This is a genomic window from Leucobacter chinensis, from assembly GCF_019049105.1.
Taxonomy (GTDB): domain Bacteria; phylum Actinomycetota; class Actinomycetes; order Actinomycetales; family Microbacteriaceae; genus Leucobacter_A; species Leucobacter_A chinensis.
This window is the reverse complement of record NZ_JAHQZR010000001.1, coordinates 205,571-218,425: the sequence shown is the minus strand read 5'-3', so window position 1 is coordinate 218,425 and position 12,855 is coordinate 205,571. Positions and strand designations below refer to the sequence as shown.

Annotated in this window: 8 protein-coding genes; 3 read left to right on the top strand and 5 right to left on the bottom strand. The window is 61.0% G+C overall.

Annotated elements, in window-relative coordinates; all coding sequences use genetic code 11:
* Positions 1-27 precede the first annotated feature (27 nt).
* On the top strand, positions 28-1,269 hold the full coding sequence (locus tag KTJ78_RS01060; RefSeq protein ID WP_217131874.1) for a phosphotransferase: 1,242 nt from the start codon (positions 28-30) through the stop codon (positions 1,267-1,269).
* A gap of 157 nt (positions 1,270-1,426) precedes the next feature.
* Here the strand turns inward: KTJ78_RS01060 and KTJ78_RS01055 are convergent, their stop codons facing one another.
* From KTJ78_RS01055 to KTJ78_RS01045, 3 genes are read right to left on the bottom strand one after another with little or no spacing between them, the layout of a single operon-like run.
* Positions 1,427-4,756, bottom strand: a complete 3,330-nt coding sequence (locus KTJ78_RS01055) for an ATP-dependent helicase (protein ID WP_217131872.1) — start codon at positions 4,754-4,756, stop codon at positions 1,427-1,429.
* Positions 4,753-8,061, bottom strand: a complete 3,309-nt coding sequence (locus tag KTJ78_RS01050) for a UrvD/REP family ATP-dependent DNA helicase (RefSeq protein WP_217131869.1) — start codon at positions 8,059-8,061, stop codon at positions 4,753-4,755. Before KTJ78_RS01050 ends, KTJ78_RS01055 begins: the two co-directional genes overlap by 4 nt.
* Before the next feature lie 9 nt (positions 8,062-8,070).
* Positions 8,071-9,180, bottom strand: coding sequence for a VanZ family protein (locus KTJ78_RS01045; protein WP_217131868.1), 1,110 nt, complete (start codon positions 9,178-9,180; stop codon positions 8,071-8,073).
* 111 nt (positions 9,181-9,291) lie between these two features.
* On the opposite strand from KTJ78_RS01045, the gene KTJ78_RS01040 reads away from it, so the two are divergent.
* On the top strand, positions 9,292-9,516 hold the full coding sequence (locus KTJ78_RS01040) for a DUF3107 domain-containing protein (protein ID WP_217131865.1): 225 nt from the start codon (positions 9,292-9,294) through the stop codon (positions 9,514-9,516).
* Positions 9,517-9,598: 82 nt separating this feature from the next.
* On the opposite strand, the gene KTJ78_RS01035 is transcribed toward KTJ78_RS01040, so the two are convergent.
* On the bottom strand, positions 9,599-10,315 hold the full coding sequence (locus KTJ78_RS01035; RefSeq protein WP_254259230.1) for a ferritin-like fold-containing protein: 717 nt from the start codon (positions 10,313-10,315) through the stop codon (positions 9,599-9,601).
* A 122-nt stretch (positions 10,316-10,437) separates the two neighbouring features.
* On the opposite strand from KTJ78_RS01035, the gene KTJ78_RS01030 reads away from it, so the two are divergent.
* A complete protein-coding gene (locus KTJ78_RS01030; RefSeq protein WP_217131863.1) occupies positions 10,438-11,937 on the top strand; it encodes a DEAD/DEAH box helicase in 1,500 nt (499 codons plus the stop codon).
* Between the two features lie 41 nt (positions 11,938-11,978).
* Here the strand turns inward: KTJ78_RS01030 and KTJ78_RS01025 are convergent, their stop codons facing one another.
* Positions 11,979-12,830 carry a PHP domain-containing protein gene (locus KTJ78_RS01025; protein ID WP_217131862.1) on the bottom strand — a complete coding sequence of 284 codons (852 nt, stop codon included), beginning with the start codon at positions 12,828-12,830 and terminating at the stop codon, positions 11,979-11,981.
* Between the last annotated feature and the right edge of the window lie 25 nt (positions 12,831-12,855).

The following is a 12,855-nucleotide window of genomic DNA, read 5'->3' as shown; positions in this document are numbered from 1 at the left end:
ACAGGATGCCTGAATACCCTAGAGATTATGGCACGTACTCCCATCACTCTAGCGGCGTTAGCCACCTCTGCGGTGTCAGGCCTTCAGGTAACCGGCTACCGTGCACTCAACGGTGATGCTGGGGTTGAGCACAGCGTTATTCTCGAGTCATCTGAGGGTGACGTGCTCGTACAATTGCCAACCTCACCGACAGCCGAGGTGCACCATTCGGCAAAGATTCTCGGCCAGTCAGCACTCACGCCAGGCGTACGCGAGCAACTCCCTTTCGCCGCCCCGCGCGTACTCGGAATGACCCGATGCGACGACACTAGAGCCATCGTTTCAACGTTCCTTTCCGGCGATCGTTTCGCGGTCGAAGATCTCAGCGATGACGCTTTGCTACTCACCTCGATTGCCGAGACGCTCGCCGCGATCCACGCCTTGCCGCGCCTCACGGTGACGCAGCAGGGCCTTCCGGAGCGAAGCAGCAATGATGCCAGGCTCGATGCACAGGCAATCATTGACCGCGCTTACCAGTCAGGTCTTGTCCCTGAGGCGGTTCGCCAATACTGGAACGAAAAGCTTGCCGACCAAGCGCTCTGGGACTTTGCGCCCGTTGTTGTACACGGAAGCGTCTCTGACGACGTGCTGATCGTTGCTGATGATCACATTACCGGCGTGCTTGACTGGGCTGAGCTCTCTGTCGGAGACCCCGCGGTTGATTTTGCGTGGCTTGCCGCTGCTGAGCCCGAAGTGCTCGAGCGGGTCGCAGGCCTCTACGCAACCCGCCAGGCGAACGCTTGGGTTCTCGCGCTCGTTGAACGCGCCCGTTTCTGGCACGAACTCGAAATCGCCGAGTGGCTACTGCACGGTCTTGAACTGCGCGATCAGTCGATCATTGATGACGCTGTCGAGCTGTTTGATCAGTTGGTGTCACACATTTTTACTGTTCCAGCGAGAGAGGCCCCTTCATCGACACTGGCTGACGCCGAAGCCGCAGCCCGGCCCGAGTCAGTTCCCAACCACTTCTCTGAAACCGCGAGCTTCGAGATGCTCGACGAAGACCGCATGTTCCAGGTCGATCGAGATTTCCGAGCTGAAGAGCTCGAAGACACAGCGAACGATCACGAAACCAACGTGGTTGAGCGTGAAGCCACTGACTCCTCGACCAGTCATGATGCTTCGAACACTGACGGTGATGATGAGTTTTTGACGGTTCCTCTCTCACTCGATGACGAGCGCTCGCTTACTGACGAAGATGCAGAGAGCACGAAAGACGAGCGCGAGTAACCCGACACTGCGCAGGACCAGCACTGTCCTCGCTGGCCACCGGCTCAGAAGTCTGCCGGTTTAGACGGCTACCGGTTATGACGGCTGCCTTCTGAGCCGAACGTAACCAAAGCTGCGTGCTTCCTTCCCTTCTTCCCCGGCCACCAGTGAACAAGCGTTAGCCCGAGATCGTTTCGTACGCGCGCAGCCAGAGCGCTTCAAGTTCTTCTTTCTCCCGGGGTGTTTCGCTGCGTATTTCAACGTCTGCGTCGACATAGAACAGTGAAACGTCGATGTCTTCAAGCGGTGTTTCGGTGTGCAGAGCATAGGCAACGCGGTAAAGATCAAGTTGCAAGAGACGCTGCGCGGTCTCCTCATCGTTTCCCGGGGTGCGCCCCGTTTTCCAGTCAACGATCTCAATGCGCCCGTCATTCGCATAGACTGCGTCGAGCTTGCACACCGCGCGACGCCCAGCGAACGGAAAGGTGATCTGCTGCTCGACGGCAATGGGCTGCTTGGTTGCCCACCTCGATGCTTCGAACGTGGTGATGAGCCGGTCGAGTTCTTGACGCTCGGTGTCGCTGACGGTGTCATCGTTCTCTTCGAGCGCGAGTTCAAGGGAGGTGCCCAGAGGCGTCGTCGTTCTTCGTTCAACCCAGTCGTGAAACAGGTTGCCGATGCGGGTTCGCCGGTACGGGCGCTGAGGCACGGGGCGCAGGGCCCGGGCTTGTGCGGCTTCGGGGTCATGAATGAAGTCGTGAAACCCAGAGGCGTTAATTCGCGCAAACATGCTATTAGTGCTTGCGGCCGCGGCCCCCTCTGCCGCTTCAGCGAGCAAGAGCTCGGTCTGCGCATCCGGCTGAGCGGTCGCCTCTGCATCACGCACCATGGCTGCTGCGCGGTGTACCCGATCGTGGCGGGTACCCAGAGCATCGAGCGGCCAGGTGAGCGTTCGAGGCGCACGGTGTTCTGGCGCTTCTTCATGCTTGCTCTCGTCTGGAAGCTCGTCAATAATCGCCGAGCCAAGCCCTTCTTCCGTCGATGATGGAGCGTCTGCGTACATCCCCTCGTACTGTGCGGTGAGGGCCTTGAGCGGCTCGGAGGGTTCAAGGCTCGTCTTTCGGCCGCTCCAGAAGCAGCCACTGAGCAGCAGTGCCTTTTTGGCCCTGGTGTAGGCGACGTAAATGAGCCGTAACTCTTCTTCGGCAAACGCGGCGGCTTGTTCCCGTTGATACTGGGCCATCGCCTCGCGGGCCTCTTTTTGCGTCTCAGCTTCGGCCCAGAGCCCGATTGGTCTCGAACGGGCGTCTCCACGACAGCGATCAGGGATCACGCCCACCGCGAGCTCGCCCTTCGAACTGCGTGGCTTGCTGGGAAACTCCGTGGCGGATTGCCTGGGCACCGCAACGAGGTCCCATTCCAAGCCCTTCGACGAGTGCACGGTGATGAGCTGTACCGTGCCAGGCTCGGGCGCGGGAATGAAGGCAGGAAGAGCATCTTCACGTTCTGAGAATTCAAGCCACTCGAGCACCGCTTGCAGAGACCGATCCGGAGAAACCTGCAGAAACCCTCGCACTGCTTCGATGAGTGAGTGCAGATTCTCTCGCGCGGTGGCACTTGTCGCCGCAGAGAAGCGTTCGTTCGCCTCCAGCTCGATATCAAGTCGCAAGGTTTCGATTGCCGCCCGGATGAGATCGATAACATCGCCAGCGATCAGGCTCCTCAAGTCGCGAAGCATCTCGGCTGCCTCGCGCATTCGTTCAAAGCCCGTCTCACTTATCGTGCGAACGCTCGCGTGCGTGGGCGGTAAACGATGAAGCATATCAAGCGCGTCGACCAGTGAAACCTCGCGATCAAGACTCTCAAGAGCACTTCGCGCGTAGTCGGTATCAACGATGCGCTGCTGCGCGAAGTCACGCCCCGCAAACCACCGTGCAGCGTCACGGAGGCCTGCAATATCTGCGGGCCCAATTGCAAATCTGGGACCACAAAGAAGCCGCACGAGTTCGCTCGAGGCATCGGCATACCAGACGCAACGCAGCGTCGCGACAAGGTCGCTCACTTCTGGTGTCTCAAGGAGGCCCCCGATGCCTACGATTCGGGATGGAATGCCCCGTTCGCGAAGCGCCTCGGCAAAGAGCGGCATGTCTTTGCGCTTGCGAAAGATAACCGCGGCGGTCGGCGGCTCTGAAGCGTGCGCTCTCGAGTGTTTCACCCGCTCGTCCAACAACCACTGGGCAACCCGGCTGGCCTCTTCATCGAGGGTTTCTTCATATGCCACTTCGAGCGTGCCTTGCGTCGCGCCAGGCCGTGCTTGCAAAACCGGCACGGGAACCTGCGCGCTCATTCGAAGTGGAAGGGCCGCCCTATTGGCGGCTTCGAGCACAGCCAGTGAGTTACGCCAACTCGTCGAGAGCGTGAGCGTTCGTTGAGCGGCTGTAGCACTGGGCGAGAAGGCCTCGTGAAACCTCGACAGGCTCTCGGTCGAGGCGCCGCGCCAGCCATAAATTGATTGGTGCGGATCGCCAACGGCCATGACATGCTGCCCCGCAAAAATATGCGTCAACAGTCGGGTCTGTGCAACCGAGGTGTCTTGTACTTCATCGAGCAGCACCACTCGGTGCCTGTGGCGTAAGACAGTCACTGCCTGTGGCGTTTTCGACAACGCCTCGAGCGCAAGAGCCACCTGATCAGAGAACTCAAGCACCCCACGCTCCCGCTTTTCTAAGCTGTAGGCCTCGGCGAGATCGACGATGGTGCTCGTGTGCTCAAAGGCTTCGGCCTGGGAAGCAATCGCCGCGTAGACCTTCTCGCCACGTTCACCGCGAGCAAGAGCCTTCTCGTCGTAAGGCAGCTGAGGGACATCGGCGAAGCTCACCAGTGCTTCGCGGGCAGCAGCGTATGTTGAAAGGTGGTCAGATATTTCATGAGCCAGCGAAAGCGTGAGTTCGGTGAGACGGTTCACGCTCATGCCCAGCGCTGAGATGCCTTCGTGGCGAGAGCCCGTCACGATCTCTCGCGCAATGCCCCATGCAACCGACTCGTCGATGAGCTGGCCGCCGATGCCTTGCGCGCTGCCAAATTCTTGCACGAGTGACGAGGCAAAGGCGTTATAGGTCGACACTTCGGGCAGGTCAAGTGTGGTCGTGAGCGTTTCGCTGAGTTCGGCAGCCCGTTGCCGCTGTGGCTCGGTGAGCTCTGCCAGCATCGCTCGTTCAGCGAAGAGCATGAGTCGACCACGCATGCGTTCGGCGAGTTCACCAGCGGCTTTTCTCGTAAACGTGAGGCCGAGCACCTCGCTCGGCGCAACGAGACCGTTGGCAACGAGCCACACGACCCGGTTGGCGATCGTCTCGGTTTTTCCGCTCCCTGCTCCGGCAATCACGAGCGTCGAACCGTTCATGGGGCTTTCGATTACCGTGCGCTGCTCATCTGTGGGAATGAGCGCTTCTTTGCCTGGATCAGTAAGGATGCGGGCAATGGTTTCAGCATCAAAAAGGGGGGTCATTCGTAACTCACCGCCGGAATAATGTGGAGGCCACAGGCCCCGAACTGGTGTGGGTCAGTGCAGTGATGCTCGACCCTTGCTTCGAAACTGCCGGCGGCCATAATATCGGCGACCTGTTGTACACGCTGTTCGAAAGCTGCCCGTTTCTCAGGGGTGAGCGCCGGCTGATCGACGAGCCGGTAGGCCTGTTTCTGCGTCGTCGCTTTGGGATGCACGAAGAGTAACGCGGCCCCGCCGCTGCTTCCAAAGCTCACGGTCGTTGGTTCGCCTTCGGCATCGACCGGAGCGTCAGGCAAACGAAACTCGGCTTCGACCAGGCCCATTTGGTACGAGAGCAACTGCGCATTATTCTCGGCCTCGGCTTGTGACGGAAATGAAGCACCGGTTTTGAGGTCAACGATTCTCGGCAGGTTCTGCCCGTCGGCTCCGGGAATATGTTCAATGCGGTCAGCAAGACCACCAAGTTTCGCTTGCCCGATCATGAGTGAGAAGCCTGCCTCACTCGCGACGAGATCCATGCCCTTTGCAGAGGCATCACGCAGATAGTCAACGAGGCCCGTCACCATTCGGTAGGCATTCTCACGAAACAACGCTTCTTGCCACGGGGCATCAAATGTTAGGTGGTTCCACTCGGCATCGATGATGCGACGGAGCTCAAGTTCGCTCGCTTCAGTCATCGTTTCAAAGGCGTGGTGCACGAGTGTGCCGAGTTCGGCGCTCGTGTTACTCGGCCCTGGCGCAAACACCGAAATGAACCAGTTCAGGGGGCATGTCTCTGCCGTCTCGATACGTGACGGACTCACCGATACATGCGCCTCTGGGTCGCTCAGATCAACGAGTGGCCGCTCGGTCGAAGGTGTAGCAATGCCGTACCAGTCATCAGGTGATGCACCAGGAACTCCCTCGCGAGCAAGGTAGGCGAGCACGGTCGCTGCTGTTTCAGGAGCAATGCGTTGTTGCCCTTCGGCGCTATTCGATTCGTGAGAAGCGTCACCGTTTGACGTATCGGCTGTCTCGTGTTCGGCCAGCGCGAGAGCACCCGTGAGACTGCGCCGCAGGTGTGCGGTGTACCCTCTGAGCGTGAGTGTGACCGCTGGCAAACCACTCGTCAGGTACGGCCTTCCAAGGTGAAAGAACTGGCTCGGAAACTCGTCGTCGTCTTCGCGAGCGATAATGAGAAGCTCGCGTCTGGGCCGTGAGCAAGCGCTTGCAAAGAGTCTCAATTCTTCGTGCAGCATGTGACTGCGGTTGAACGGCTGCGGCGCCTCACCGCGTAGAAGAGTCTGTAGTGCCTGTGCCCCAACGAGCGAGTCACGTGAACGCATATTCGGCCAGATGCCTTCCTGAGGCCCTGCGATACAGACGATTTCGAACTCCTGGCTCGAGGCACCCTGCGGCGTTGTCACCGTCACCGCCGAACGAACACTGCGCCGCGCCAAGCTGTCTTGCGGCACATCGCTCATCAACAGCTCATCAATAACCTCGTTCATAGGCACATCGCTCGCAAGCTCTTCGTGGCGTTCAAAAGCAAAAAAGAGCTCCATCATCGCATCGAGCTGGTGATGCGCCTGTGCCGAGGCCATGCCGCTGCCCTCGAGCGCCCGTGCTGAGAGCGAAGCCTGCAGCCCAGTCGATTCCCACAGCGCCCAGAGCGCCTCACGAGGCGTTCCCCCCGCCTCACGAACAGTGCGCGCTGAGCGAATCACCCTCGAGAGCCTTCTCAGCGCTCGGCCCTCTGCGAGGTCGGGAATATCGTCAGGCGATTCGATAAGTGCCGAGTAAACCTCGGCGAGCGTTCGAGGCTCCCGTTCGCTCACAAAGGCATCTCGCCGCTCAGCCAGAAGAACAGCGTGATCAAGTCGTCGTATTGCGAGTGGATCGAGGCCCCCGATCGGCCCGAGCAAAAGCCCCTGCAGTTCACCCCCGCCCAACGGCACGAAGCCGAGCGCGTCTTGCAGCACCCGAAGCGTATGACGCACGAGCAACACATGGCCAATGACCATGCCACCGGAAGTGAGCGAGGTGGGAACTTGCAACGATTCAAGGGTGCTCGCGAGCTGGTTCGCCTGCTCGCTGGAACGGCAAATCACGGCCATGTCATGCCAAGCGATCGGCGGTTTTGCGGGGTCAAGCCCGAGATACCGATGCCTGAGGCGGTAAGCGATAACCCCGGCCTGTTCAGAGAACGTGCTCGCGGTCGCGCACTCGACGCTGCTTTCGTGGGCAGCCTCACTCACCGCAGCACGCTGCTGCCAACCGCCCGCTGCGCCGATGCGCTCGGTGATGCCGCGCACAAACCCCCGCAGCTGCTCGTTGTGCCGAAAGACCTCGCTGAGAATGAGTACCTGTTCTTCGCCACGAAGCGCACTCTCATGGGCACCACGGCGTTCAAGCTCACGATGCAGGTGCGCGAGTACTCTGGTCGGCTCACCAGCAAACGCCGCAGTGGCGGTATCGGGGTCACCGAATACCCAGATTCTGGTGCCGCAGTTCGCGAGGGCCGCGAGCAGCGCGAGAGCGCCCTCGCTGAGGTCGGCCGCATCGTCAACGAGCACCAGCTTGGGCACGGAGAGTGATGTGTCGCTGAGCGTTTGCTGGCCGAGCAGTGCAACGGCATCTCGCATCATCGCACTCGCAGAGCGCTCTTCTGGGTACTCGCTCACGGCGATGCGCTCGGCTCGGGCAAGTAAGAGAGCGAGAAAGCGCCACCGTCTCGCAAGCTCGTGCACAAACTCGCCGTGCCCTGGTTCAGCGAGCACGCCAAGCGCAAAGGTTTCGAGCTCAGTAGCGCTCATTGAGAAGTCATCAAGCACTCGCCACAGGTCACGAAGCTCGGTTCGCATCGCGGTGCTCTGCACCATGTCGAACGAAATACCGCTCGACTCGGCAGCTAGCGCTTCGGTGCCGGCATCGTTCATGGCCGCAGCCTCTGTCACCGCATCAACCGCCTCGCGCAAGATCTCGTCTTGCCGCGACCCCATCATGAGCTGAAACGCGGGCAGCGCTAAGCGTTGTTGCTGCTCGTTGCAGAGGTGAAACGCTAACGATGCGGGCGTGCGTACGAGCGTGCCAACGCTCGCAATATCAAGCTTCGCCTCAATACGATCTCGCAGCGAGGCTGCGTCGGCTCGCTGGTGCGAGAGCACGAGAAGCTCTTCGGGGGTGAAGGCCCCCTCGTGCAACCATGACACCACGCGCTCGACGAGAGCCGTCGTTTTACCGCTGCCCGGCGCACCAACGACGCGTGCGTGCAGCTTCGCTGAAAGGTGCTGCACCTGCAAGATGCTGTGTTCGGTTGCGCTCATGCCAGTAGGTTAGCTTGCACCACCGACACGCGTGTCAACAAGTTCGGCTCCGGTCAGGACGCCAGACAGCGAACGGTGGGTCTTCGTGAATGGCACCATGATGAGCGTCGCGATTGCAATGAGGGTGAACACCGCGCCACCAAACTGCCAGTTGGGCAGTTCAGACGCGATGAGCGGCACGGCGAGCACCGCGCTGCGGGCGAGCCGCTGCCACCAGGCGCCGGAGTGGCGCTTCTTGCCCGGGCCAGACCAGCGCGGAGCGATCCACACAATAGACATGCCAAGCGAGCCAAGCCCGCGCATCGCAGGAATCAGCAGTACCACCGCGACAACCGCCGCGTGCAGCCAGAACTGTACCCATGCGAAAGCCGCGAGGTCAATCTTGCCATCGATCAGGCGCCAGGTGATGCCGATGATCCACGACAATACGCCGCTCAGGGTCCAAACGAGGGTGTAGTTGAGAAACAGAGCGAGCACCCTGCGTGAGCCGGTGACGGGCCGCGGCTCGTTTCTCGTTGCAACCAGCTGCTCTTTAGAGGGCATCCAGAAGAGTACGAGCGGTGCGATGAGCGCCCCGAGAAGCGCCCCCAGGGTGTTCGTCATAAGGTCGTCGACATCGCCAAGCCGGTACGCACACGGGTACATGCCCCACATACCGGTGGCCTGGGTGACTTCAATCGCGAGCGAGAGCAACGCGCCAAGCGCAACGGTAGCGAAGAAGCCCCGTTTGAAATAGCCGCGCACAATGACACCAAAGGGTACAAACAGCACCACGTTAAAGATGACCTGCAGACCAAGCGTTGAGGCAAACATGGGGCCCCAGCCGATCTCAGAAGCGCGCATGACCATCGTTTCGATCGAGGCAAACGGTCTCAACTGTAGTTCATGCACACCGTGAGCCGCGCACCAGTCGAGTGAACGCACTGGAGGCAGAGGCAACTGGGTATAAGCGAAGAGCGCAGCCGCATACACGCTAATAGCGGCCGCGCCGAGCATTCGCCCGACGCTCAGCCTGCCGTAGCTCCGGTAATGCCAGACGAGCAGCGGTAAGAGGGCAAGAAAAAACACGGTGACGCCAATCGCCACGCCCATTTCTGCAGACCATGCCCAAACACTCATTCATCTATTGTTACGGCTGAGCTCTGTGAGTTTGCACAAGGTCACCACCGAAGACACAGTTACAGACCTTAGACTGGGGTGAAGCAGAAGAACCAGTCATTGGAGGAACACTTGGACGTTCGCATCGGCATTATCCAGTCGCCACGTGAGCTCACGTTTGAAACGGATTCGAGCGCAGAAGAGATTCTCTCAGCACTCGAAAAGGCCCGTGCCGGTGAGGGTGCTCTCGCAGCTTTCACCGACACCAAAGGCTCACAGATTCTCGTGAATCCCGACTCGATTGCTTACCTCGAGATCGGCGCGAAGGCTAGCGGGCGCGTAGGGTTCGTTAACTAGTCACGAACGCTTCAGAGACGCCGAAGGGGCCGTACGTATAGAGTGCGTACGGCCCCTTCGGCGTTTGAAGTCGTAGTACCGCCTAAGCGGTGAGCCCTAGCCCGTCCATTCGCCGAATGTGGTCGGCGATGAGCTCGGTAAACACGGGCTCCATCTCATTAGCGTTAAACGTACGGTGCTCGCTCAGCGCCAGCACCCCGCGTGCGACGAGCAGCGTGTCGCCTACGAGCCGCCTGCCCCAGAGCGCGAGGCGGTCAGAGAGCCCCGGGATCTCTTCGATCTGCTCGGCGAGTAGCTCGCGCAGACGGTCGCGGCCCGTGTTGTCGGCAAGAATCTCGATGGCCTCGGCGGTGAAGCCGTCTTTGATACCGCCGGCCAGGCTCGCAAAGAAGCCGTCGAAGAGGCCAGATACGAGGTACACCGAGAGCACGTGCTCGTGCCAATCGTCAGCGGCAATGCGCTCGAGGTAGCGGTCGATGAGCCCCGCGAAAGGTTCCATTGCTTCGTGCGGATCTTCGCCGCGCTTGCGCAGTTGCTCGGTGAAGCGCTGCTGTTTCGAGAGTGCCTCGGCGGCTACCTCGGCGAGAACCGACTTCGCCTCGAGCGACGGGGCCGCAACAACCGCACGTGAAGATTGCGTGTACAGCTCAAGCTTGAGGTACGACACAAGGCCGAGAAACGGGACGACAGCGGGCGCGAACTCGGCGAGTTCGACGTGCAGTGTTCCCCCGGCAGCGCTGCGAGTTTTGAGTTTTCTCGCGGGCCCGGCTTGCTTGCGAAATCGCTTGAACCAATCCATCACTCAGCCAGTTTACCCACGAATACAGGTACTATTGGAATGTTGCACGCCTTTGAGGCCTTATACCATCGTTGCAACTTGGCACCGTGCGTGCCCACAACACCACACAGATGAGGAAACCTGTGACCACTTTCGTAGAACTCGGTATTGACGGCGATATCGCGAACGCCCTTGCAAACCGAGGCATTATCGACGCGTTCCCGATTCAGGAACAGACCATTCCCCTGGCGCTCCAGGGCCAAGACATCATCGGCCAGGCCAAGACCGGCACCGGCAAGACCTTCGGGTTCGGCCTTCCGCTCGTGCAACGCCTCGGCCTCGACCCCGAGCCAGGAGTTAAAGCACTCATCGTGGTGCCCACGCGTGAGCTCGCGGTGCAGGTCTTCGAAGACCTCGTTCTCGCAACCGAAAACCGTGCGACCAACGTCGTGCCCATTTACGGCGGCAAAGCGTACGAGGGACAGATCGAGCAGTTGAAGGCCGGCGCACAGATCGTTGTCGGCACCCCCGGCCGTCTGCTCGACCTCAGCCAGCAGCGCTTGCTCGATCTCTCCGGCGTCACCGAGATGGTGCTCGACGAGGCAGACAAGATGCTCGACCTCGGCTTCCTCGCCGACATTGAGAAGCTCTTCTCGAAGGTCCCGGCGATTCGCCATACGATGCTCTTCTCGGCGACGATGCCCGATACCATCGTGACCCTCGCCCGCCGCTTCATGTCGAAGCCTATTCACATTCGTGCACAGGACCCCGACGAGGGCGCAGTACAGGCCAACATTGAGCACATCATCTACCGTGCTCACTCGCTCGACAAAGACGAGGTCATTGGCCGCATCCTGCAGGCTGAGGGCCGCGAAAAGGTCGTCATCTTTACGCGCACCAAGCGCGCAGCCTCAAAGCTCCTCGAAGAGCTCACCGATCGCGGCTTCTTGGCCGCGGCCGTGCACGGCGATATGAACCAGGACCAGCGAGAGCGTTCGATGGCCCAGTTCAAGGCCGGCAAGAAAGACGTTCTCATCGCGACCGACGTTGCCGCCCGTGGCATCGACGTTGATGATGTGTCGCACGTGATCAACCACACCGTTCCCGACGACGAGAAGACGTACCTGCACCGCGTCGGCCGCACCGGCCGCGCCGGTCGCTCGGGTATCGCCGTCACGTTCGTCGATTGGGAAGACCTGCACAAGTGGGCGCTCATCGACAAGGCACTCAGTTTCAACAAGCCTGAGCCGGTCGAGACCTATTCATCGTCTCCGCACCTCTTTACTGACCTCAATATTCCCGAGGGATCGCGCGGCCGTCTCAAGCAGACCCCGCCAGCCCCACGCCCCAAGCGCGACGGTGGTCGCGAGGGCGGCCGTGACGGCGGATCGCAGCGTCGCCGTAATCGCTCAGGCGGATCGGGCCAGGGTTCATCCGCTGCCGCAGCAGGCTCAGCCTCACCCGACGCTGCCAAGGCCGGCTCGGGTGAGACCGCAACGAACGCCGATGGCACCGATGAGCCCCGCGCACCACGCAAGCGTAACCGCCGCCGTCGCCGCAAGCCCACCGAGGGTGCAGCCGCTACCGGCGAGGCTTCGGCAACCGCTGCTTCGCCAGCAGCGGCTCCCACGGTAGGCGAGTAAGCATTCTGGCGTAGGGCGGCCGCTGCTACAGCGTGGCCGCTCTACCCTTCTGTGTGCGCCGCGGCGCGAATGCGCTCGACGGTTTCTACGGGCGAGGTGCACTGCCCCAGCCGGTTCGGTTTGCCCGCACCGTGGTAGTCACTCGCGCCAGTGGTCAGGAGCCCGAGACGAACTGCCTCGGCACGAAGCGGGGCGATCCACTCGGGCCGGTTCTCGGGGTGTTCTGTTTCGACACCCGCGAGGCCGAGACTCGCGAGTGGGGCCAGCTCTTCGACCGCGAACGGGCTTCGCATACGCTGGGCAGCCGGGTGCGCGAGCACCGGGACTCCCCCGGCTGCGATCACCAGTTCGATCGCCGCTGCCGTTGAGAGCGTCTCAGTCGGAACGTAATATGGGCCGCCAGGCGAAAGTGCCGTCTCGAAGGCGTGCGAGCGGTCGCGAAAGTACCCACCAGCAACCAGCAGGTCGGCGAGGTGTGGGCGGCCGAGGCTCGCGGTCGCGGCGGCAGCTCCAGCGGCCGAGTCGCCGTCGAGTAGCGCGTCCCAGTCGGCATCAAAGTCGGCTCGCAGCCGCCGCACCATCTCGTGGGCGCGCTCTCTCCGTGCTTCACGCAGCATCTCAAGCCGGCCCTGCAGCTCAGCATTGGCGACGTCAAAACCGTACGCGAGCAGGTGAGCCGAACGCCAACCGTGAGTCGTCGTGAGCTCCATGCCCGGCAAGAAATCAAGCCCTCGCGCTCGGGCTGCCTCGCGCGCTTCGATCCACCCCTCGGTCGTGTCGTGGTCGGTGAGTGAGAAACCTGCGAGCCCAATCGCGTGCGCCTCTTCGGCGAGTTCGGTGGGCGTTGTCGTTCCGTCTGAACAGGTTGAATGTGTGTGCAGATCGTAACGCATTGCTCCATCATGGCACAGGTTCAGG